Origin of the sequence: Saccharothrix sp. HUAS TT1 (assembly GCF_040744945.1) — a bacterium.
In the GTDB taxonomy this organism is placed as follows: Bacteria; Actinomycetota; Actinomycetes; order Mycobacteriales; family Pseudonocardiaceae; genus Actinosynnema.
Map to the genome: position 1 here is coordinate 4,124,335 of NZ_CP160453.1, position 22,185 is coordinate 4,146,519.

Annotated in this window: 19 protein-coding genes; 14 read left to right on the plus strand and 5 right to left on the minus strand. The window is 74.5% G+C overall.

Translation table 11 applies throughout. From position 1 onward, the window contains the following. Nucleotides 1-87: 87 nt before the first annotated feature. Nucleotides 88-1,785 carry a serine/threonine-protein kinase gene (locus AB0F89_RS20130; protein ID WP_367138394.1) on the plus strand — a complete coding sequence of 566 codons (1,698 nt, stop codon included), beginning with the start codon at nt 88-90 and terminating at the stop codon, nt 1,783-1,785. Nucleotides 1,786-1,833: 48 nt separating this feature from the next. On the opposite strand, the gene AB0F89_RS20135 is transcribed toward AB0F89_RS20130, so the two are convergent. Continuing rightward, the gene (locus tag AB0F89_RS20135; protein ID WP_367138396.1) at nt 1,834-2,775 is read right to left on the minus strand and encodes a GNAT family N-acetyltransferase; all 942 of its coding nucleotides are present in this window, start codon (nt 2,773-2,775) and stop codon (nt 1,834-1,836) included. 66 nt (nt 2,776-2,841) lie between these two features. Between AB0F89_RS20135 and AB0F89_RS20140 the strand changes: the two genes are divergently transcribed. Further along, nucleotides 2,842-5,064, plus strand: a complete 2,223-nt coding sequence (locus AB0F89_RS20140; RefSeq protein WP_367138398.1) for a M20/M25/M40 family metallo-hydrolase — start codon at nt 2,842-2,844, stop codon at nt 5,062-5,064. A 55-nt stretch (nt 5,065-5,119) separates the two neighbouring features. On the opposite strand, the gene AB0F89_RS20145 is transcribed toward AB0F89_RS20140, so the two are convergent. Continuing rightward, nucleotides 5,120-5,476, minus strand: a complete 357-nt coding sequence (locus AB0F89_RS20145) for a hypothetical protein (RefSeq protein ID WP_367138400.1) — start codon at nt 5,474-5,476, stop codon at nt 5,120-5,122. On the opposite strand from AB0F89_RS20145, the gene AB0F89_RS20150 reads away from it, so the two are divergent. Then, nucleotides 5,475-6,347 carry an NAD-dependent protein deacetylase gene (locus AB0F89_RS20150; RefSeq protein WP_367138402.1) on the plus strand — a complete coding sequence of 291 codons (873 nt, stop codon included), beginning with the start codon at nt 5,475-5,477 and terminating at the stop codon, nt 6,345-6,347. The genes AB0F89_RS20145 and AB0F89_RS20150 overlap by 2 nt on opposite strands. Here AB0F89_RS20150 and AB0F89_RS20155 read toward each other — a convergent pair. Beyond that, nucleotides 6,344-6,967, minus strand: coding sequence for a class I SAM-dependent methyltransferase (locus tag AB0F89_RS20155; protein WP_367138403.1), 624 nt, complete (start codon nt 6,965-6,967; stop codon nt 6,344-6,346). The two genes, AB0F89_RS20150 and AB0F89_RS20155, sit on opposite strands and share 4 nt — an antisense overlap. 133 nt (nt 6,968-7,100) lie before the next feature. On the opposite strand from AB0F89_RS20155, the gene AB0F89_RS20160 reads away from it, so the two are divergent. The 11 genes from AB0F89_RS20160 to AB0F89_RS20210 all read left to right on the plus strand — a co-directional run bounded on the left by AB0F89_RS20160 (nt 7,101) and on the right by AB0F89_RS20210 (nt 19,342). Continuing rightward, nucleotides 7,101-7,598, plus strand: a complete 498-nt coding sequence (locus AB0F89_RS20160; RefSeq protein ID WP_367138405.1) for a SigE family RNA polymerase sigma factor — start codon at nt 7,101-7,103, stop codon at nt 7,596-7,598. Next, a complete protein-coding gene (locus AB0F89_RS20165) occupies nt 7,598-8,578 on the plus strand; it encodes a hypothetical protein (RefSeq protein ID WP_367138407.1) in 981 nt (326 codons plus the stop codon). Before AB0F89_RS20160 ends, AB0F89_RS20165 begins: the two co-directional genes overlap by 1 nt. A gap of 148 nt (nt 8,579-8,726) precedes the next feature. Continuing rightward, on the plus strand, nt 8,727-9,551 hold the full coding sequence (locus AB0F89_RS20170) for a hypothetical protein (protein WP_367138408.1): 825 nt from the start codon (nt 8,727-8,729) through the stop codon (nt 9,549-9,551). Further along, nucleotides 9,548-10,498: a polysaccharide deacetylase family protein gene (locus tag AB0F89_RS20175; RefSeq protein ID WP_367138410.1), complete on the plus strand. Its 951-nt coding sequence runs from the start codon at nt 9,548-9,550 to the stop codon at nt 10,496-10,498. The genes AB0F89_RS20170 and AB0F89_RS20175 overlap by 4 nt, the downstream gene beginning before the upstream one ends. Next, entirely contained in the window at nt 10,495-12,051 is a 1,557-nt protein-coding gene (locus AB0F89_RS20180) for an O-antigen ligase family protein (protein ID WP_367138412.1), read from the plus strand. The genes AB0F89_RS20175 and AB0F89_RS20180 overlap by 4 nt, the downstream gene beginning before the upstream one ends. A gap of 1 nt (nt 12,052) precedes the next feature. Beyond that, entirely contained in the window at nt 12,053-13,096 is a 1,044-nt protein-coding gene (locus AB0F89_RS20185) for a glycosyltransferase (protein ID WP_367138414.1), read from the plus strand. Then, nucleotides 13,093-14,019 carry a hypothetical protein gene (locus AB0F89_RS20190; RefSeq protein WP_367138416.1) on the plus strand — a complete coding sequence of 309 codons (927 nt, stop codon included), beginning with the start codon at nt 13,093-13,095 and terminating at the stop codon, nt 14,017-14,019. Before AB0F89_RS20185 ends, AB0F89_RS20190 begins: the two co-directional genes overlap by 4 nt. Then, nucleotides 14,013-15,281, plus strand: a complete 1,269-nt coding sequence (locus AB0F89_RS20195) for a glycosyltransferase family 87 protein (RefSeq protein WP_367138418.1) — start codon at nt 14,013-14,015, stop codon at nt 15,279-15,281. The genes AB0F89_RS20190 and AB0F89_RS20195 overlap by 7 nt, the downstream gene beginning before the upstream one ends. A gap of 38 nt (nt 15,282-15,319) precedes the next feature. Next, a complete protein-coding gene (locus AB0F89_RS20200; protein ID WP_367138420.1) occupies nt 15,320-16,720 on the plus strand; it encodes an oligosaccharide flippase family protein in 1,401 nt (466 codons plus the stop codon). Continuing rightward, nucleotides 16,717-17,805, plus strand: coding sequence for a glycosyltransferase (locus AB0F89_RS20205; protein WP_367138422.1), 1,089 nt, complete (start codon nt 16,717-16,719; stop codon nt 17,803-17,805). Before AB0F89_RS20200 ends, AB0F89_RS20205 begins: the two co-directional genes overlap by 4 nt. Nucleotides 17,806-18,250: 445 nt before the next feature. Next, the gene (locus tag AB0F89_RS20210; protein ID WP_367138424.1) at nt 18,251-19,342 is read left to right on the plus strand and encodes a glycosyltransferase family 4 protein; all 1,092 of its coding nucleotides are present in this window, start codon (nt 18,251-18,253) and stop codon (nt 19,340-19,342) included. Nucleotides 19,343-19,366: 24 nt separating this feature from the next. On the opposite strand, the gene AB0F89_RS20215 is transcribed toward AB0F89_RS20210, so the two are convergent. Beyond that, the gene (locus AB0F89_RS20215; RefSeq protein WP_367138426.1) at nt 19,367-20,695 is read right to left on the minus strand and encodes a putative glycoside hydrolase family 15 protein; all 1,329 of its coding nucleotides are present in this window, start codon (nt 20,693-20,695) and stop codon (nt 19,367-19,369) included. Continuing rightward, nucleotides 20,692-22,107, minus strand: a complete 1,416-nt coding sequence (locus AB0F89_RS20220) for a sugar transferase (RefSeq protein ID WP_367138428.1) — start codon at nt 22,105-22,107, stop codon at nt 20,692-20,694. The genes AB0F89_RS20215 and AB0F89_RS20220 overlap by 4 nt, the downstream gene beginning before the upstream one ends. Nucleotides 22,108-22,185: the final 78 nt, after the last annotated feature.

The following is a 22,185-nucleotide window of genomic DNA, read 5'->3' on the forward strand; positions in this document are numbered from 1 at the left end:
GGAGTGTTACCACTGAAACGCACGTTCGAGGGCTGACCCGATCGGGTACCCCCGTCGCCGGACGTGCGAGCGACGTTGGGAGCACGGGTGGAGGACCGCACAATCGCAGGCCGGTACCGGCTGACCGAGAGGATCGGCGCGGGTGGGATGGGGGTGGTGTGGCGGGCCGAGGACCAGCGGCTGCGCCGCATCGTCGCGGTCAAGGAACTGCTGTCCCGCACCGGGTTCGACCAGGAGTCGATCGACCGCGCGGTCCGCGAGGGGCGCATCGCGGCCCGGTTGACCCACCCCAACGTGATCGCGCTGTACGACGTGGTCGAGCAGGACGGCCACCCGTGGCTGATCATGGAGTACCTGCCGTCGCGCAGCCTGGCCACGGTGATGACCGAGCGCGGCACCCTGTCGCCCGAAGAGGTGGTCCGGCTCGGCGTGCAGCTGGCGGCCGGGCTGTCCGCCGCGCACACGGCCGGTGTCGTGCACCGGGACGTCAAGCCGGGCAACGTGCTGGTCACCGAGTTCGGCACGGTCAAGGTCACCGACTTCGGCACCTCGCGCGCGACCGACGAGGCGACCGTCACCGCGTCCGGGATGCTCGTCGGCACGCCCGCCTACCTGGCGCCGGAGGTGGCGCGGGGCGGCGCGGGCGGGTTCCCGGCGGACGTGTTCGCGCTGGGCGCGACCCTCTACGCGGCGACCGAGGGCACGCCGCCGTTCGGCGTGGACGGCAACACCATCGCCCTGCTGCACCGGGTCGCCGACGGCCGGTTCCCGCCGCCGCGCAACGCCGGTCCGCTGGCGCCGGTGCTGATGCGCCTGCTCGACCCCAACCCGGAGACCCGGCCGACCATGCCCGAGGCCGAGCGGATGCTGCGGACCGTGCGGTTCGACGGCGCCCCGACCCCGGTCCCGCCGCCGCCGACCCCGACCGCGCTCCTGGCCTCGCCGCTGGACCCGGTGCCCGACCCCGAACCGAAACCCGAACCGAAGCCCGCACCCACCCCGACACCGGCTCCGACGCCCACCCCGGCTCCGACGCCCACCCCCGCACCCACCCCGGCGCCGACCCGGTACGAGTCGCCGGTTCCCGGCGGGTCCGCGGCCGAGCGCCCGCCCACGACCACCCCGCCGCCCGCCGCCGCCCGGTCCGAGCACCCCGCCCCGCCGCCGGCCGGCCGGTCCGGTGGCTCCGGGTCGCCGCCCGCCGGCGAGGAGAAGCGAGGCGACCGCAAGGCTCTCGTCGCGCTCGCGATCGTCGCCCTGATCGCCGTCGTCTCGGTGGTCTACCTGCTCAACCGGGACGACGGCTCACCCTCGGCCGGTCCGGACGTGACCACCACGACCCAGCAGCCGACCACCGACGCCCAGCCGCCCCGAACCAGCGCGGAGCAGGAGCAGACCACCACCGCCGCTGCCGAGACCACGACCACCACCACGGCGGAACCGACGACCGAGAGCCCGGAGCAGCCCCAGCCGCCCGCCGACGTCAGCGCCGACCGGGCGTTGAGCGAGTACTACGGCCTGCTGCCGAACAACCTGGAAACCGCCTACGGCCGGCTGACCGACCGCTTCAAGGCGTCCCGGACGCCCACCTTCGCCGACTACCAGGGCTGGTGGGGCCAGATGAGCGCGGTGAACGTCAGCAACGTGCAGGCCGTCGGCCCGGAGACGGTGTCGGCGACGGTGTCGTACACGTTCAAGTCCGGCGGCACCCAGTCCGAGCAGCACGTCTACACGCTGGTCAAGGTCAACGGCCAGTGGGCGATCGACACCCAGAACGGGGCGTAGCCGGGAGCGGAGGGCCGGGCCGGCGCGTGCCGGCCCGGCCGGGGCCGGTCAGTCGAGCCGGCCCCGCCACACGTCGATCACCAGCACCGGCCGCATGCCCACCGACTCGTAGAGGCCGAGCGCGGGCGTCCGGTTGTTCGAGTCGACGTGCAGGACCGTGCCCACCCGCCCGTCGGCCGCGTCCAGGTGGAACGCGTGCCGCAGCAGGTGCTTGGCCACGCCCCGGCCCCGCGCCTCGGCGAGCACGCCGAGGTGGCCGACGTAGCCGCGGCCCTCGTCCGCGAACTGGTCGGTGCGCTCCAGGAACCCCACCGGCCGCCCGTCCAGCTCCGCCAGCCACAGCCCGGACCAGTCGAAGATCGACTTCCGGTCCTGCTTCTCGTGCCACTCCTCGTACGTGGTCGGCATGAAGCCGAAGTGCGAGGCGAACGACGCGGTCCACACCTCGTGCGCGACCCGCCGCGCGTCCTCGTCCACCGCCTGCCGCAGCACCAGCCCAGGGGCCGGCTCGGGCGGCGGCACGTCGCCGACGTGGTCGACCCGCATCCGGTGGAACGTGGTGGCGACCTCCATCCCCAGCGCGGCCACCCGCGCCGCCAGCGCCACGTCGTCCCGGTACACGCCGTGGCTGGTGGTCACGCCGTCCAGCCCGTGCTCGCGCGCCATCGCGCGGGCCCGGTCGAGCGCCCGCGCGAACAGCCAGTCGGCCAGCGCCGGGTCGCGCGCCACGACGTCCAGGTCGACCAGGCCGCTGCCGCCGTTGGCGTCGGTCGTCGCGTACCCGGCCGGCGCGCCCGCCGCGTCGAGCACCAGCCACGCGTCGCGCTCCAGGTCGAGCCCCGGCCGGGCCAGCTCGTCCCGCATGTCCTCCAGCGTGTAGTCGGCGAACCCGATCACCGCCGTGGTGTAGTCCTGCACCAGGCCGAGGATCGCCTCGGCGTCGTCCGGGCGTGGTGACCGGGCGGTGTGACCGGCGGGGAGGGCGTTCATGGCGGACATGGTGCGCGCGGACGGCAAGCCTGTCGAACGGGTTTCCCCGCGACTAGGGTGCTGCGGGTGATCGAGGGCGTCCGGCGGGTGTGGGTGGCGGTCCTGCTCGCGGTGGTCGCCGCGGTGGGTGTGCTCGCGGTGCTGGCGTTCCGGCCGCCCGCGCCGGTGGCGGACGCGCCGGCGGACGGGTTCGCGGCCGGCCGCGCCGAGCGGCACCTGCGGGAGGTCGCCCAGCGCCCGCACCCCATCGGCTCGGCGGACAACGAGCGGGTCCGCGGCTACGTCGCCGACACCGCCCGCGGGTTCGGGGCCGAGGTCGAGGTGGAGTCCGACGACGTCCTGCACGGTTGGCGGGACGTGACCAGGATCGCCACGGCGCACAACGTCGTCGCCCGCGTCCGGGGCTCGGACCCGTCGGTGAGCGGCGGCAAGGCGCTGCTGCTGGTCGCGCACTACGACTCGGTGCCGACCGGGCCCGGAGCGGCCGACGACGGCGCGGCGGTCGCGGCGATGCTGGAGACGATGCGCGCGCTGAGCACCAGTGGTGTGCGCAACGACGTCGTGTTCGTGTTCACCGACGGCGAGGAGGTCGGGACGCTCGGCGCGGAGGCGTACGTGCGGCGCCACGGCGTCGACGGGATCGGCGCGGTGCTGAACTGGGAGGCGCGCGGCAGCGGCGGGCCGGTGTGGATGTTCGAGACGGGCGCGGCCAACGGTCCGCTGGTGTCGGCGTTCGGCGAGGCGAGCAGCAGGCCCATCGCGAACTCGTTCGCCTACGAGGTGTACCGGCGGATGCCGAACTACAGCGACTTCACCGTGTTCCAGCGGGCCGGCGCGCGGGGGCTGAACAGCGCCTTCATCGAGCACGTCGGCGACTACCACTCGCCCTACGACGACGTGGAGCGGCTGGACCGGGGCAGCCTCCAGCACCACGGCGAGACGATGGTGGGGCTGGTCCGGGAGCTGGGCGACCGCGACCTGCGGGCGGGTGGCCCGGACGCGGTCTACTTCGACCTGTTCTCCCGGGTGCTGGTGAGCTACCCGACGTGGTTCGCGGTGGCGCTCGCCGCGGCGACGGTGCTCGCGCTGGCGGTCCTGCTGGTCCTGGGCGTCCGAAGTGGACGGTTGCGGTGGCGGGCGGTGCTCGCGGTCGCCGGGGTGGCGGTCGGCGCGGTGGTCGTGGCGGGCGCGCTGGCGTTCGCGGCGTGGGCGCTGGTGGCGGCGGTGCGGCCGGAACTGGCCTTCCTGGCGCTGTCCGAACCTCCGGAGCGGGGCTGGTTCGTCGCCGGGTTCGCGGTGCTGGGGCTGGCGGTGCTGGTCGCGGCGGCCCGGGTGGCGCGGCGGTGGTCGTCGGCCGAGGTGGTGGCCGGCGTGCTGGTGCTGACGGCCGTGCTGCTGGCGGCGGTGACGGTGGTGGTGCCGGGCGCCGGTTTCCTGTTCCAGTGGACGCTGCTGCTCGGCCTGCCCGCCCTGTGGGCGACGCGGCTGGCGTTCCTGCCCGCCCTGGTGGCCGCGGCGGTCTACCCACCGCTGGTCGGCACGATGACGGTGGCGCTGGGCATGCCGCTGAGCGCGGTCGCGGTGGTGTTCGCGGCGCTGGCGGGCGTGCTGCTGCTGCCGCTGCTGGGCGCGCTGCCGGGGCTCGGCCCGACGGCGGCGGGCGTGGCCGCGGTCGCGGTGGCGCTGCTGGCCGTGGGCCTGGTCCGGTTCGGCTTCGCGCCGACCGAGCCGCGCCCCGACTCGCTGATCTACCTGCTGGACACCGGCGCGAACGAGGCGAGCTGGCTGTCCGCCGACCCCGCGCCCGACGCGTGGACGTCGCGGGTGCTGGGGCAGGACCCGGAACGGGTGACGCTGACCGACACCCACCCGGCGCTGGACGAGCCGCTGATGCGCGCCGACGCGCCCGACCTGGCCCTGCCCGCCCCGACCGCCGCCGTGGTGGCGTCAGCCGACGGCGACGCGCGGACCGTCACGTTCCGCGTCACGCCGACCGACCGGGCCTGGCGGACCCAGGTGACGCTGTCCGAGGACGGGCGGCGAGGCTGCCGGTTCGGCGACGCGGACCTGCCCGGCTCGAAGCTGGAGCTGTACGGGACGCTGAGCCGGGACATCACCTGCGACCTCGACCCCGGCGCCCGGCTGGGCGTCGCGGTGACCGACCACTGGATCGGCCTGCCCGCCGAGGCGGCGGCCCTGGTCGGCCCGCGCCCGCCCGACGCGATGCCGGTCCAGTCCGGCAACCGCCCCTACGACGCCGCCCTGGTCCGCGCCACCTTCGAGCTCTGACCGCCGAGCACGCGGGCGCGCTCACAGTCGTGCAGGGTGCCTTCCGCCGGCCGGTTCACCGGCAGGCGCGCGGCGCGGTAGGGGACCGCTCGTCGGCGGTGTGCGGCATGCTCCTGGACGCCGAAGTTGTGCACCGCCAGGTCCTGTGGTCGTGGATCGAGTTGAACACCTCGCCGGGCGTGGCGTCCTCCAGCCAGAACAGGTCGTACGACTCCAGCGCCTTGCCCAGCCGCACCGCCTCGAACACACCGGGCACGTGCCGCAGGTACGCGCGGGTGTCCCAGGTCTCCTCCACCGGCAGCGCCGTCGGCCGCGCGGGCTCGTAGTCGTACCGCCCGAGCTGGTCGTCCGCGAGTCCACCGGTCCGCTGACCAGCCGGAAGGTCGCCGGACGCGGGTAAAGTGGACGCCATGCGCACACGGCCGACGTTGAGCTGGACGCCGACCGGCGCACCGCTGCCGCGCACGACCAGCCTGGACGAGGTGGCGCCGGTGCTCGCCCGGGGCCGGGTGCTGGTGCTCAGCGGCGCCGGCCTGTCCACCGAGTCCGGCATCCCGGACTACCGGGGCGCGGCGGGCAGCCTGCGCAAGCACACCCCGATGACCTACGAGGAGTTCGTGGGCGACGTCGAGGGCAGGCGGCGGTACTGGGCGCGCAGCCACCTCGGCTGGCGGACCATCGCCCGCGCCGCGCCCAACACCGGCCACCACGCGGTGGCGCGGCTGCACGCCCGCGGCCACCTGTCCGGCGTCATCACGCAGAACGTCGACGGCCTGCACCAGGCCGCCGGCACGCCCGACGTGGTCGAGCTGCACGGCGGCCTGGACCGGGTGGTGTGCCTGGACTGCGGCGCGGTGAGCGCCCGGGAAGCCCTCGACCGCCGGTTCCGCGCCGCCAACCCCTCGTTCGAGGCGACCTCCGACCGGGTCAACCCCGACGGCGACGTGGACCTGCCCGAGTCCGAGGTGCGGTCGTTCCGGCTGGTCGGGTGCGCCGACTGCGGCGACGGCGTGCTGAAGCCGGACGTGGTGTTCTTCGGCGAGAACGTGCCCCGGGCGCGCGTCGAGCGGTGCTACGACCTGGTCGACTCCGCCGACGCGCTGCTGGTGCTCGGCTCGTCGCTGACGGTCATGTCCGGCCTGCGCTTCGTCCGCCGCGCCGCGACCGCCGGCACGCCCGTGCTGATCGTCAACCAGGGCGAGACCAGGGGCGACGTCCACGCGACCGTCCGCGTCGACCTGCCGCTGGGCCGGGCCCTGACCGACCTGCTCGACCGGCTCTAGCCCCGGCGCAGCCGCAGCACGCAGTCGGAGCGGGTGCCGTGCTCGCCGTGCGGTCCGGTCATCTCCCGCTCGACCAGCTCGTCCACCTCGACCACCCACTCCGGGCCGGGGTCGACCGCGGCCAGCACGTCGGCGTTGGTCGGGAACCGGAAGTCGGCGAGCTCCTGGTGGTCCGCCCAGCTCGGCCCGGCGGCGTGCCCGACGACCAGCAGCACGCCGCCGGGCGCCACCGCCTTCGCCGCCCGCGCCAGGATGCCCTCCCGCTCGCCCTCCGGCGCCACCGTCGAGTGCAAGAACTGCGCCGAGACCAGGTCGAACTCCCCGCTCGGGAACGAGCTGCCCAGGTCGTGCCGCTGCCAGTCGATCCGGTCGGCCAGCCCGGCCTCGGCGGCCTGCGCCGCGCCCCTGGCCATCGCGGTCGCCGACACGTCGACCGCGGTCACCCGCCAGCCGCGCCCGGCCAGCCACAGCGCGTCACCGCCCTCGCCGCAACCGAGGTCCAGCGCGGCGCCGGGCGCCAGGTGCGCGACCTCGCGGGCCAGCAGCTCGTTGACCTTGCCGGTCCAGACTTGGCCGCGGTCGCGGTAGAACGTCTCCCAGTACTCTTCTGCGGTCTCCATGCCTCGATGGTGCGGACAACCCGGCACAAGTGGCAAACAAAGTTGCCGATCCGGCAACTCGGGCGCCGGTGCAACCCCCGGCGGCACAAGTGCGTAGTGGTGGTGACCGCAGGACATCGGGGGAGGGCGACGGGTGGGACGCGACGACGAGTTCGCCCAGTTCTTCGCGAGCCGGTTCGACCAGGCTCGACGCACGGCGCACGCGCTGTGCGGGAATTGGCTTGAGGCGGAGGAGATCGCGCAGCACGCATTCGTCCGCATGTACGCCCACTGGCCCAAGGTGCGCCGCGACAGCGCGGAGGCGTACCTGCGCACGGTCGTGACCAGGATCTTCCTCGACTCGCGCCGCCGGGGCAGGCGGCGCGAGCAGGTGGTGGCCTCGCCGCCGGAGTCCGCCGTCGAGCCGGACACCGCCGGCGCCGACGAGCGCCAGCCGCTGCTGGCCGCGCTGCAGCACGTCCCACCGCGGCAGCGGGCCGTGCTGGTGCTGCGGTACGCGCACGACCTGTCGGTCGAGCAGGTGGCGGAGGCGCTGCGGTGCTCGACCGGCACGGTCAAGAGCCAGACCGCCCGAGGCTTGCAGACGCTCCGCGACGCCTATCGCGGCGCGGTGACACCGGGGAGCGCGTGATGTGGCGAGACGAGCAGGAGCTGAGCGGCGCGTTGAAGTCCGAGGTGGACGGGCCCGCGCCCGCCGCGCGCACGGACCTGGCGGACGTGCTGAAGCGCGGCCGTCGCCGGTTGCTGGCCCGCCGCGCGGGCGCGACCGCCGGGGTCCTGGCGGTCGTCGGTGCCATCGGGTTCGGCACGGTCGCGCTCGGCGACCTCGCCGCGCCCCACTCGCCCCCCGCCGCCGGCAACTCCGACGGCGACCCCGACGGTCCGGCGGTGACGACGGCGCCCGCGCCCGCGTCCGTGAGTCCGGAGTGGACGGTGGTGGACCTGCCGACGCGCACCCCCTACGCCACGTTCACCCCGGCGTGGACCGCGCCACCGCCGCCCGGCCGGGAGATCCGGTCGATCCCGCAGTGCGACCTGGGCAGCGGCAGCTCGTTCACCACCTGGCTCTCGCCCCGCCCCGATGAGTCCCTGATGGGCGCGTGGGCGACGGCGGTCGCGCAGGTCGCGTCACCCGCACAGGTGAGCGGGCCGCACACCCGGGTGATCCCGGCGAACAAGGCCAAGGGGCCCGACCAGGTCGACGCGCACCTCCAGTGGATCGACGTCACCGACGACCTCGGCACCGGCAGCGTCGCCTTGGAGGTCGGCCGCAGCACCGCCGCCACCCCGGTCGCGGCCGCCGACGACGAGGCGTTCGCCGAGGGCAACTGCGCGCCCCCGCGCCGGTTGGTCCGCCCGGACCGGACGGTGCTCCAGTTCTACCCGGTGCGGGCGAGCGAGCCGTTCCAGTCGCTGTTGCAGGAGCTGCGCGTCTACACGCCGTCGGGCGCGATCTACGCGATCACCCTGCGGAACTTCGGCAGCCCCGACTTCCGGTACCGGGAGGAGGACTCGTCGTTCGACCGCACCGGCGCGGGGCGCGCGACCCTGCCGCTGACCGAGGAGCAGTTGACCAGGATCGGCCTCGCGATCGCCGACGCCGACCGATGAACTCGTTGCGTAGTCAGAAGAATCCCTCGATCGTGTAGTCGCCTATCGCTCGAAAGAGTCGGGACCACCGGGGTTCTACGCTGCCCTTCCGATATCGGGATCACACCGACCGCCGCCGCGCGCCGGGTGCCTCCAGGGGAAGAGTCGCGTGACTGGTTACCTCGAACTCGCCGCGTCCGCGGTGCTGTACGCGCTGGGCATCGTGGCCCAGTCGGTCGCCTCCCGGCGCGCCGACGAGGGCGGCGGCGGGCTCGGGCTGCTCGCCAGGCTCGCCCGCGACCGGCTGTACCTGCTGGGGTTCGCGGGCCAGGTCGGCGGGTTCGCGCTGGCGTTCCTGGCCCGCGCCCGGCTGCCGCTCTACCTGGTGCAGGCCGGTTCCTCGTGCGCGGTCGGGCTGGCCACGCTGTTCGGCATCGCCGTGCTCGGCTGGCGGGTCCGCACGATCGAGGTCGTGGTGCTCGCGGTGATGGCCACCGGGCTGGTGCTGCTGGTCGCGGCGGCCACGCCGTCGACCGCGCACGACGTGCCGCAGGGCCTCGGCATCGTCCTGTTCGGACTGCCGGTGGTCGCGCTCGTGCTGGTGCAGCGGCGGGTCGGCGGCGTGGTGCCGCTGGCCGCGGCGGCCGGCCTGGCGTTCGCCGTGGTCGCCATGACCAGCCGCACGCTGGCCGACGAGCCGCTGACCGGCCTGCCGCTGTACCCGCTGGCGTGGTTGATGGTCGTCGCCGCGCTGGTCGGCCAGTCCTACCTCGCCCTGGCCCTGCGCCGCGGCTCGGCCACCTCGACCGTGGCCACCATGGACGCCACCACCGTCGTGCTCACCTCGGTCATCGGCATCGCCGCGCTGGGCGACCGGATCACCCCCGGCCGCGAGTGGTGGGTGGCGCTCGGCGTCGCGCTCGTCGTGTCCGGCGTGCTGCTGCTCGGCTACGGCGACCGGTTCGTGAAGAGCGCCGACCGGGTGACCCGATGACCACCGCCAGCGTCTCCCTCGACCTGGACAACCTCTGGGCGTACCTCAAGACGCACGGCGACCCCGAGTGGGAGCGCCGGCCCAGCTTCCTGCCCACCGCCGTGCCCCGGCTGCTGGAGGCGTTCGGCGCGCACGGCCTCACCACGACCGTGTTCGTCGTCGGCGCGGACGTCGAGCGTGAGGACGGCGCGCGGGCCGTCGCCGCCATCACCGCCGCCGGGCACGAGGTCGCCAACCACTCCTACGGCCACGAGCCCTGGCTGCACCGCTACACCCGCGACCGGCTCGAAGCCGAGCTGGCCCGCACCGAGGACGCCATCACCGCCGCCGGCGCGCCGCGGCCGACCGGGTTCCGCGGCCCCGGCTACAGCGTCACCCACGACCTGCTGGAACTGCTCGCCGAACGCGGTTACCGCTACGACGCCAGCACGCTGCCCACCTGGATCGGCCCGCTCGCCCGCGCCTACCACAACCGCACCGCGCCGACCGGCGGCGACCGCGACCTGTTCGGCGGCTTCTCCCGGGTCCGCGCGCCCAACGCCGCCTACCGCTGGCGCGTCGGCACGGGCCTGGTCGAGCTGCCGGTCACCACGATGCCGCTGCTGCGCGTGCCGATCCACGGTTCCTACTTGCTGCAACTGCACCAGGTGTCGCCGCGCTTGGCGCGTGGTTACTTCACGGCGGCGCTGCGGTTGTGCCGGGCGCGCGGTGTGCAGCCGTCGTTGTTGTTGCACCCGACCGACGTGCTGGGCGCGGCCGAGGCGCCCGGGATGGAGTTCTTCCCCGGCATGGCGGTGCCGGGCGCGCGGAAGGTCGAGTTCCTGGGGTGGGTGCTCGGCGCGCTGCGGGCGCACTTCGACGTCGTCGGCACCGGCGCGCACGTCGCCCGGCTCGAAGCGGGGTTGCGCGAGCACGACACCGGGATGCTGGCGCGGTGCGGCGGATGACCTGGCTGCTGCGCGCCCTGACGTGCGCGACGGTGTTCGCCGCGCCGCTGGAGGGCTACCTGCTCCAGGCGCACGGCCAGCTGGCCAAGCTGCCGCCCGCGTTGCTGGTGGGTGCGTGGGTGGTGGCGCGGGTGCGGCAGCGCCGGGCGCCGGTCGTGCATTCAGCGCTCGGAATCCTAGCGCTGCTAGCAATCGTGCTGCTGATAACTTCCGCGGTGCACGCGGGCGGGGTGCACACGGCCGAGTACGCGCTGCGCTGGCTGCCGTTCTTGCTGGTGACGGCGGTGCTGGTGGACGTCGTGGCGCGCGAGGTGCCGATCCGGGCGGTGCTCACGGCCACCGTCGCCGGCGCGGTGGTGGCGGCGGCGGGGGCGCTGCACACCATGGTGGCGGAAGGCGGCACCCGCGCCTCCGGACCCCTGGAGGACCCGAACGACCTGGCCTACTTCCTGGTCGCCGCCCTCCCCCTCCTGACCGCCCTCCGCCGCTCCCGACCAACCGCTCCACGCCAGTCGAGGCCGGTCACCTCGCACTGGCCAGGACCGGCCACCTCTCGTTGGCCAGGACCCGGCTCCTCGCACTGGCCGGGCCCGACCGCTCCGCACGGGCCGGGTCTGACCGCTCCGCACGAGTCAGGATCGGCCGTTCTGCACCGGTCGGGGTTCGCCGCTCCGCACCAGCCGGCGCCGGCCGATCCCGAGCAGTCGGGTCCGGCCGCTCCACACCGGTCGCGGTCGGTCGCGTCGCGCTGGTCGCGGTCGGTCGCTTCGCGTCAGCCGGGATCTGCTGCCTTGCGCCGACCGAGGTCGCTTTTCTTGAGCAGGCCGGGATCTGTCGCCGCGTGGTGCTCGGGGTCGGTTGGTCGGCGCCGGGTGGAGGCGGTGGCGATCGGTGTCGCCACCGTGGTCCTCGCGGCGGGTGCGGCGGCGACGTTGTCCAGGGGTGGGGGGCTCGCCCTTGGCGCGGCGGTGGCGTGGTTGTTGTTCCGGCGGGCGTTGCCGTTGAGGGCGTTGGTCGGTGGTGTGGTGGCGCTGGTTGTCCTCGGGGGAGCGGTGGCGTTGTTCGCCGGGCCCGTCCTGGACCGCGCGCTGCGGGAGAAGGTCTACATCGCCGAGACCAATGTGGACACCCGTGAGCTGCGCTGGCAGGCCGCCGCCCGGATGGTCGCCGACCACCCGGCCCTCGGGGTCGGCCCAGGCGGTTTCCGGGCCGGGTACCCCGCCGCCTCGCACAACGCCGAGATCGACGAGCAGACCCCCGTGGCGCACAACATGTACCTGGAGGTGGCCGCCGAGCTGGGCCTGCCCGGCTTCGCGCTGTTCGCCGCCCTCCTCGTGCTCACCGCCGCCACCAGCGAACGCGTCCGCCGCGCCACCGACGACCCGCTGCCCGTGGTCGCGGTGCAGGCGGCGCTGATCGCGGTCGTGGTGGCGTCCACCTTCCTGTCCGAGCAGTACTACCTGCCGTTGTGGTCGCTGGTCGCCGTCGTGGCAGCGGCCGACCTGCGCTTGAGGAGGACGAGCGACCTTGCGTGTGCTCCACGTGATCAGTGAGATGGGTACCGGCGGCGCCGAAGCCCTCGTCGCCGGGATGGCCCGGTCGGGCGCGCAGTTCGGCTGGCAGTCGGCCGTGGCCAGCGGCGGCGGGCACCGGGCGGAGGCGTTGCGCGCCCTCGGCGTGCCGACGTTCACCGTGCCGGTGGCCCAGCGCCGGCCCACCGGCGTGCTGCGCGCCACCACGGCCACCAAGGCCGCGATCCGCAGCTTCCAGCCGGAGGTCGTGCTGGCGCACAACGTGTCGGCCAGCCTGGTCGCCCGGCTCGCCGTGCTGCCGCGCCGGCTGCCGCTGCTGACCGTCTTCCACGGCGTGGCCGAGACCGACTACAGCGGCGCGGCCCGCATCCTGCGGCGCACCTCGCGCACGGTCGTCGCGGTCGCCGACGCCACCGCCGACCGGCTGCGCGCCGCCGGCGTCCACGACCCGGTGGTGATCCCGAACGCGGTGTTCCCGCAGCCCGAGCGGGTGAACCGGAACGCGGTCCGCGCGGTGCACGGCGTTGCGCCGGACGTGCCGGTCGCGCTGTGCCCGGCCCGGCTGGAACCGCAGAAGCGGCACGACGTGCTGCTGGAGGCGTGGGCCCGGCTGGGCGGCGACGCGGTGCTGTGGCTGGCGGGCGACGGCAGCCTGCGGGACGTGCTGCGCCTGCGCGCCGCCGAACTGGGCGTCCAGCACCGGGTCCGGTTCCTCGGCAACCGCTGCGACGTGCCCGACCTGCTGGCCGCCGCCGACGTCACCGTGCTCACCAGCGACTGGGAGGGCATGCCGGTCGCGGTGCTGGAGTCGCTGGCCGCCGGCCGACCGGTGGTCGCGACCGACGTGGACGGCGTGCGGCAGGCGCTGTCCGGCGGTGGCGGCGTGGTGGTGCCCCGCCGCGACCCGGCGGCGACGGCCGACGCGCTGCGGTCGCTGCTGCTCGACCCCGCGGCACGGGCGGAGCTGGCCGAGGCGGGCCGCGCGGCCGTGCGGCGCGAGCACGACCCGCGCCTGCTGATGCGGTCCTACGACGAACTGCTGCGCACCGCGATCGGAGCGTCATGAAGTCCTGGAGCGCCCTGAAGCCCTGGAGCACCCTGAAGGGCTGGGACCCGCGGGTGCTGCTGCGGCCGTTGCCGGTGAGCGTCGGCGTGGCGCTGCTGGTCGCGTCGACGGTGGTGCTCGCGGTCGAGCTGACCGGCGACGAGTACGAGAGCCGCGTCGGCCTGCTCGCGGTGCCCGGCGAGCCGGTCGAGACCGCGCAGGCCGGGTTCGGCGAGGTCGTCGCCCTGTCGCTGCCCGCGCTGGTGGAGGTGGCGCGCACCCCGACGGCGCTGCGCGCCGCGGCCGACGAGCTGGGCGTCACGACCGACGACCTGGCCCGCCGCGTGTCGGTGGAGCTGGTGCCCGCCTCCGGGCTGGCCCGGCTGTCGGTCCGGGCCGACACCGCCGACCGGGCCGCGCAGGCCGCGACCCGGATCGCGCGGACCGTGGTGGACTCCGACCTGCTCGCCCCGGTCGCCCGGCTGCGGCTGCTGGACCGGCCCGAGACGACGCGGGTCGCGCCCGACCGGCCGCTGGGATGGGGACTGGCCCTGGTCGGCGGGGTGGTGGCCGGGCTGGTCGCCTACGCCGCGCACCACCTGCGGCGGACCAGGTTCCGCGACCGGACCAGGGCCGCGCTCGCCGCCGGCGGCGTGTGGCACCCGGTGGCCGTGCTGCCGGGCGACGACCCCGGGTTGGCGCGGCGGCTGGCGGTGCTGTGCGAGGCGTCGGCCCGGCCCGCCCGGGTGGTGGCGGTGGCGCCGGAGCTGGCCGAGCGCGCCGAGGAGCTGGCCGCCGAGCTGCCGGACAAGACCGGTGAGCCCGCCGACGGCGACGCGGTGATCGCGCTCGTGCCGACGGCGGGCGCGCGGCAGGACGAGCTGGCGACCGTGGTCGGCGCGCTGCCGCCCACCTCGACCGTGGTGGCGGTGGTGACGTGCTGAGGACCGCGGCGTTGAAGGACCGGACCCGGCTGCTCGCCGCCTTGGTGGCGGTGGTGGGCGCGGTGGCGGCGTGGCGCGCGTTGCGGCCCTCGTGGCAGGCGCCGCTCCCGACTGCGGCGACGGCGGCCGAGGAGCGGATGCAGGACTTCCGGGACGCGCTGTACTTCCCGATCCGCGAGTTCCTGGCGGGCGGCGACCCCTACCTGCCCGCGACGATGTTCGAGCACTGGCCGGTGCGCCAGAGCTTCAACCTCTACCAGCCCTACCACCTGCTGCTGCACGCGCCGTTCGCGCTGCCCGGCTACCGGGTGGGCGCGGTGGCGTTCGCGCTCGCGTCGCTGGTGCTGCTGTTCGCGCTGGCGGTGCTCGCGGCGGGTCGGCTGCGCCCGCACGTGCCGTTGGCGCTCGGCACGGCGGTGATCGCGACGCTGCTGGTGCTCAGCCAGGTCGGCAAGGCCCAGCTGTACGTCGGCCAGGTGAACCCGCTGATCGCGGTCGGCGCGGCGGGCGCGCTGCTGGCCCGGCACGACGCGCCCAAGTGGGCGTCGGTCGCGCTGGCGCTGGCGTGGCTCAAGCCGCAGTTCGGCCTGCCGCTGGCGGTGCTGCTGTTCGTGCGCGGCTCGCGGCAGGTGGCGCTGGTCGGCACGGCGGTCGCGGCGGTGGCGAGCCTGGTCGTGGTGGTGCCGCTGGTCGTCCGCGACGGCGGGGTCGGGCCGTTCCTGGACGTGCTCGCGGCGAACGTCGAGCACGCCGGCCGGACCGCGTACGGCGCGGTGGACTCGCTGACGGCGCAGCGGATCGACCTCGCCGCGGTGCTCTACCGCGCCACCGGCTGGCTGCCGTTCGGCGCGGAACCGCTGGCGCTGGTCGGCGTGCTGGTGGTGAGCGCGGTGCTGGTGCGGCGGCTGGACCGGATGGGCGAGCGGGCCGCGGCGGACCTGCTGACCTGCCTGGCGGTCGTGGTGGCGGTGGTGCACCAGCCCGGTGACGTGCTGATCGCCGTGCCGTCGCTGGTGGCGGTCGGTTCGGTGTGGTGGCGGTGCCGGCGCAGGCGGGACTGGCGGTTCATCGGCCCGGCGCTGGTGCTGCTGCTCGTGCCGTTCGCGCACCTGCACTTCGTCAGCCTGGCGATCCGGGCGGTGGCGGGCGTGCGGGTCGACGTGACGGTGGACGGCGTGGCCGTGGTGGCGGCGTGGGTGCTGGTGGTGGGGTTCGCGGCGACCCGCCGCTGCTCGGCCGTCGGCACGGTGGCGCGGGCGTGAGGCGCGGTGGCGCGGGCGTGAGGCGCGGTGGCGGGGGTGTGACAGGCGTCGGTGGGCAGGCCGTGCGCGGCTCGCTGTGGCTGTTCGGCGTCAACCTGGTCAGCAAGGGCAGCCAGATGGCCGTCACGCTGGTGCTGGCCGCCTTCCTCACCGAAGAGGGGTTGGGACTGGTCGCGCTGGCCGTGGCGCTGGTGAACATCGGCCAGGTCGTCCAGTCGATGGGCGTGTACGACGTGGTCAGCCGGACCGACCGGGACCCGGGCCGGGTGGCGGGCACGCTGCTCGTCCTCAGCGCCGGGACCGGGGCGGCGCTGGCCCTGGCGCTGGTGGTGGCGGCGGACGGGATCGCGCACGCGCTGGACGCGCCGTCGGTCGCGCCGCTGGTGCGGCTGGCGGCGGTGAGCCTGCCGTTCTCGGCGGTGGCGGGCGTGCAGCTGGGGCTGCTGCACCGCGAACTGGACTTCCGCCGCCGGCTGCTGCCCGACGCGGGCGGCGCGGTGCTCGGCGCGGTGGTGACGGTCGTGCTCGCGGTGGCGGGCGCCGGACCGCACTCGCTGGTCGTCGGGCTGCTGTGCACGGCGGTCGCGCAACCCGTGCTGGGCGTGGTGGTGGGCGTGCGGGTGCGGCCGGTGTGGGACGCGGACGCGGCGGGCGAGGCGTTGCGGTGGATCGCGGTCGTCGGACCGGGCGCGCTGGTGGCCGTGCTGCTGATCAACGTCGACTACCTGGCGATCTCCCGGGTGCACGGCGCGGACGCGGTCGGCGTGTACTCGCTGGCGTTCCGGATCGCCTGGGTGCCCTACATCCTGGTGGCGGTGGTGCTCGGCGGGGTGGTGCTCCCGCTGTGCGCGCGGCTGCTCCGGGAGGAGCGGGGGGCGGGGTTGGCGGTGGTGGTCGGCCGGTTCACGGCGGTGGTGCTGGCAATCACCGGAGGTCTGTACGCGGTCACGGCGGCGTTGGCGGACCGGGTGGTGGTGTTCGGCGAGCGGTGGGCGGGTGCGGCGACGCCGTTGGCGCTGCTGTGCCTGTACGGGCTGGGGATCGGGTTGCTGCACCTGTGGTACCAGGTGCTGAAGGCGGCCGGGCACGCCCGGCGCTACCTCGCGCTGGAGGTCGGCCACCTGGTGCTGCTGGTCGGCGGGCTGCTGGTGTTCACCCGGCACGGGGTGGTTGCCGTCGCGCTGGTGCAGGTCGTGGCGGCGTGGCTGGTGGTGCCGTGCACGTGGTGGGCGTTGGCGCGGCGGGGGATCGGGCCTCCGGTCGGGGTGCTGGCGCGCGGTGCGGCCGGGGTGGTCGTGGCGGCGGCGCTGGGGTTCTTCGTCGGTGACCTGTTCGGGCCGCCCGGGTCGGTGGCGGCCGTGCTGGGTGAGGGGGTCGTGGTGGCGGTGGTGTGCGGGGTGGTCCTGCTGGCGGCTAACCGGGAGGTGTTGCGTCGATGAAGGTCGTGCACGTCAGTCAGCCCGTGACGGCGGGAGTGGCGGGAGTGGTGCTGGAGCTGGTCCGGGCGCAGCGGGACCTGGGGTGGGCGGTGACCGTGGTCTGCCCGCCGGGTCCGCTCGCCGACCGGGCGCGCGGCCTCGGGGTGGAGGTGCGGGCCTGGTCCGCCGGGCGTCGGCCGGGGATCGGGATGGCGGCGGAGGCGGTGCGGCTGCGCCGGGTGCTGCGGGAGCTGGCGCCGGACGTGGTGCACCTGCACAGCTCCAAGGCCGGGTTGGTCGGGAGGTTGGTGGTGCGCGGGCGGGTGCCGACGTTGTTCCAGCCGCACATGTGGTCGTTCCAGAGCGTCGGAGGGCCGGTGGGGTGGGCGTCGCGGGAGTGGGAGCGGGTGGCCACCCGGTGGACGCACCAGCTGGTGTGCGTGAGCGACGACGAACTCGCCGCGGGGCGGGCGGCCGGGGTGGGTGGACCGGCCGAGGTGGTGTGCAACGGGGTGGACCTCGACCGGTTGCGGCCCGGGGATCGGGGCGCGGCGCGGCGTCGGCTGGGGTTGCCGGAGGCGCCGACGGCGGTGTGCGTGGGTCGGTTGGCGTCGTTGAAGGGGCAGGACCAGCTGCTCGCGGCCTGGCCGGTGGTGCGGGCGCGGGTGCCGGGGGCGCGGTTGGTGCTGGTCGGCGACGGGCCGATGGCGGAGCGGTGGCGGGCGGAGTGCGGGGACGAGTCGGTGCTGTGGTGGGGGCACTGCGACGCGGTGGCCGATTTCTACGCGGCGGCGGACGTGGTGGTGCTGCCGTCGCGGGAGGAGGGGATGGCGCTGGTGCCGTTGGAGGCCATGGCTTGTGGTCGGTCGGTGGTGGGGTTCGACGTGGGTGGGGTGCGGCAGAGCGTGGGGGAGGCGGGGGAGGTGCTGGCGGCGGGTGATGTCGGAGCACTGGCCGAGGCGGTCGCTGCTCGCCTCGCCGACCCGGCTCGGGCGGATTCGGAGGGGGTTCGCGGGAGGCGGCGCGTGGAGCTGCTGTTCGACCGCCGGCAGACGGCGGACCAGGTGGCCACCCTGGTCGACAAGCTCGTGGTGGGCGCCCTGTGACCCGCGAGTCGAACGCTCACGTACCGCGTGTCGAACGTTCCCGTACCCCGAGTTCAACGCTCACGTCCCGCGCGTGTCCTACGTTCCGGTCGCGCGTGTCCTACGTTCCGAACGCGAGAGTCCTACGTTCGGGGTGTGAGAGTCCTACGTTCGGGATGGGTGAGTTCAACGTTCAGGTGGGGTTCAGAGTTCAGGGCGGTGGTGCTGTCCGGCTTGATTTGACATGGGGCCCTTACGGGCGCCCTATGCAGGCCAAAGCCGGCAGGCCCGGCGGGGAAGAGCGTCCCGCCGGGCCTGCCGGCTTCGTCCAGCCTATGGCACCCGAACCCATGTCAAATCAAGCCTCGGTGGGTTGGCTGCGGGTCCGTTGTGGAGGTGGGTTGGGGTGACTTCGGTGCGGCCGTTGAGGGTGGCGTACTTGCTCACGCAGGACAGCGGGGGGCCGGTGGATGTGACGGTTCGGTTGGCGCGGGCGTTCATCGGTGGGGGTGAGGTGGAGGTGAGGGTGTTCGGGCCGGTTCCGCGGCGGGGGGCGAAGGGGTTGGCGGGGCACCACGAGTTGGTGGAGGTGGGGGACAAGGCGGACGTGTTGGCAGGGCGTCGTGCGCGGGCGGTGGTGAGGGCTTGGCGGCCGGATGTGGTGCACGCGCAGGATCGGCGGGCCGGGTTGGTCGGGGCCGGGTTGCGGTGGGGGCACGAGGTGGTGCAGACGTACCACGGTGTGCCGGATGACGTGGGGGAGGAGTGGTTCCGGGGGGTGCCGCGGGCTGTTGGGCCGTCGGCGTACACGCGGGCGGTGTTGGCGGCGGATGCGGTGGTGGCGCGGGCGGTGCGGAGGACGGTGGTGCCGGCGTCGGAGATGGGGAGTTTCCTGTCACGGCGGTTGCGGGTGCCGGGGGATCGGTTGGTGCACATAGACAACTGCGTGGAGCCCGCGCACGTCCAGCCGCCGGTGGGGGTGGTGCGGCGGTTGGTCTTCGTGGGGTTGTTGGTGGAGCGGAAGGGGTTGGCGACGTTGTTGACGGCGTTGGCCCGGCCCGGGGTGATGCCTGAGGACGCCACGTTGACGGTGGTGGGGGACGGGCCGGAGCGGGAGCGGGCGGAGCGGTTGGCCGCGGAGTTGGGGGGGAGGGTGGAGTTCCTGGGATTCCGGGAAGATGTGCCCGAGCTGTTGCGGCACCACGACGCCTTGGTCCTGCCGTCGGTGATGGAGCAGCAGCCGTTGGTGGTGGCGGAGGCGATGGCGGCGGGGAAGCCGGTGGTGGCGACGGACACCGGTGGGGTGGCCGACATGCTCGGGGGTGCGGGCGGTCTGCTGGCGGCGCCTGGTGACGTCGAGCAGTTGGCGGGGAGGTTGCGCGAGTTGTTCGCGGAGCCGGAGCCGGGGCGGGTGGGGCGGTTGCTCGCCGAACGGGCGCGGGAGAGGTTCGCGCCGGAGGTTTGTGCGCGGCGGCACCTCGCCCTCTACCGCGAGGTGGTGCGGGAGGGCGGAGGTGCCGGTGAGGTCGCGGGTAGTGAGGTGGTCGGTGGGGGTTGAGGGGCGCTAGGGAGTTGGGGAGGGCTAGGGGGTTGGGGGGAGGGGGGAGGTGGTGGTCGGAGTGGTGGGGGTTGGAGCTGGGGTGGTGGTGGTGGGGGTTGGGGTGGTTGGTGCGGTGGGGGTGGTGGTGGGGCGGACGAGGATGAGGGCGTCGCTGGCGGCCAGTTCGACGGTTTCCGGGGTGGGGGAGCCGCCGTCGATGTTCACCAGGCCGGGGGGTGGGGCGATGCGGGCCGGTTTGCCCGTGGGGTTGACGGCGACGTAGCCGCCGGTGAAGCGGCGGTCCCAGATGCCGGAGGGGAGGCGGTTGGCGGTTTCGGTCGCCTCTCCCAGGTTCGAGTCCTGGTAGCGGGACCAGTCGGGGTCGCGGTAGTCCCTGGTGGTGGCGCCGGACCAGCAGGTGTGCGGGCTGGCGAGCAGGGCGGCGGTGGCGTAGCCGACGCGTTGTTCGCGCGCGCCCTTGGTGTGGGTGATGAGGAGCAGCCAGGACTCGCCGAGGGCGGCCTGGGAGCGCAGTTCCTTCCACTCGTTGCCCTTGAACGTCAGCAGTTCGCCCGAGCCGTTGTCGTGCAGGCTGAAGTTCTCCTCCATCGCACCGTCGTAGCGGGAGTGGGCGGCCCACCGGCCGGCGGTCAGGTGCGACTCCGACACGTTCGGGATCAGCATCTTCCCGGCCTTGCGCAGGGCGTCGCCCGCGGTGGTGAGGAAGGCGTCCATGCCCTCGCGGATGATCCGGTCGGACTCGGCGGCGTCGGCGGCGCCCTTGAGGACGGCCGACGAGTAGTACTTCAGGCTGCTGAAGTCGTTGTCCGCCAGCACGCCGTCCCAGCCCTCGCGCACCACCTCGGTGGTGACGGCCTCGCTCCACGCCTTCTGGTAGGCCGGGTCCCACACGGTCATCTGCCAGTGCTTCGGGTAGGTCTTCCACTCGATGCGCTTGCCGTCGGTGTCCACGGCGAACCAGTGCGGGCTCTCGCGCTGCGCCTTGAAGTAGCCGATGCCCGTGGGCAGCAGCGGCGCGTCCACGTCGCCGTCGACGGCCCCGGGGTAGTTGCGGGCGCTGGAGAAGTCCTTGTAGACCAGCACCTTGATCTTCGGGTTGAGCCGCTTGAGCCGGTGCAGCGCGGACGTCTCGGTCGCGTTCAGCACGACCAGGCTGTAGTGCTGGGCGGCGAACGCGAGGTCGCGGTTGGTCGGCTGCTCGCCGATGCCGTACCACCAGCCGCACGGCGCGAGGGCCTTCGGCACCGGGCCCAGCGGTGGCGTCGACCCCACCGCCGCGCCCGCCGTGCACGCCGCGATCGGCGCCAGGAGCGCGGCGGCGCACAGCAACGCCGCCAGGCGGCGGTTCAACGATTCCTTCGGCACAAGAGCTCACCCACCGTCTGCAACAGGATTTTCACGTCCAGCCACAACGACCAGTTGGCTATGTAGTAGTTGTCGTAACGGGACCTGTCGACAATCGACGTGTCGCCACGCAGCCCGTGCACCTGCGCGAGCCCGGTCAACCCCGTGGGAACGCGGTGCCGGGCCCAGTATAGCTCGTGGATCGCCGAGAACTCGCGAACGAAACCGGGGCGTTCCGGGCGTGGTCCCACGATCGACATGTCGCCGCGGAGGATGTTCCACAATTGGGGGAGTTCGTCCAACGAAGTGCTACGAAGAAAGCGCCCCACTGGTCCGACGCGGCGATCTCCGACCACTGACCAGGTGACTTGGGAATCGTCTTCGCCGTGCATCCTCACGCTGCGAAGTTTGTAGAGCACGAACGGGTGGTCGTCCATCCCGACCCGGACCTGGCGGAAGATCACCGGCCGCCCGCTCTCCAGCAGCACGGCCAGCGCGCACGCCGCGATCACCGGCGCCAGCACGACCAGCGCCACGGCGGCCAGCAGCACGTCCATGGCCCGCTTGACCCACCAGCTCGGCCTGCTGGTCGGCGCGGTGCCCAGCCGCATCAGCGGGTAGCTGCGCAGCCGCTCGATGTCCGGCCCGTCCTGGTACAGCTCGAACATCCGGGGCACGACCAGCGTCGTGCACCCGAGCCGGTGGGCGGTGATGGCCGAGTCGACCACCGACGACTCGCGGGCGTGGGAGAACGCCAGCACGACCGTGCCGACCCCCAGCCGGGTGATCGCGTCGGCCAGGTCCTCGTCCATCAGCTCGACCGGCAGGGCGGCGCGGTCCAGCGCGGGCTCCGGGTCGACGAACCCGACGGGTCGCAGGCCGAACTCGGGGTGCGCCAGCATCGCGCCGACCAGGTCGACGCCGACCTTCCCGGCGCCGACCACGATCGTGCGGTCGCAGCGGTGGAACCGGCGGCGGCACCAGCGGCCGAAGGCGAACACCAGCAGCCTGGCCGGTTCGCTCAGCACGGCGAACGCCAGCACCGACCACTGGGCCGCGCCGGTGCTCCCGGCCGGCGCGCCGCCGACCAGGCCGACCAGGGTGACCAGCGCGAACGCCACCGCCGTCGCGCCGACGGACCGCGGCAGGTCGTGGAACCAGGACAGCCACAGCCGCCGCCGGTACAGCCGGCACGCGCCCCGCACGCCGAGCAGCGCCAGCGCCACCACCGCCGTCCACCGCGCGCCCGGCGCGTACCGGGTGACCACCGCGGCCACCGCGGTCACGTCCACCGCGACCAGCAGCACCGCCACCGCGTTCACCCGCCGCAGCAGGTCCGACCACGCCACCTCGCGCGGTCGCTGGTGCCGCCGCCGCGACACCAGCGGCGGGGTGGTCGCCGAGCCCACCCCGTTCACCGCGGACCACCCCTGCCGGGGACCGAGCGCGTCCCGTCCACGCCACACCACATCCGGACGACGTCCTTCCCACCACGA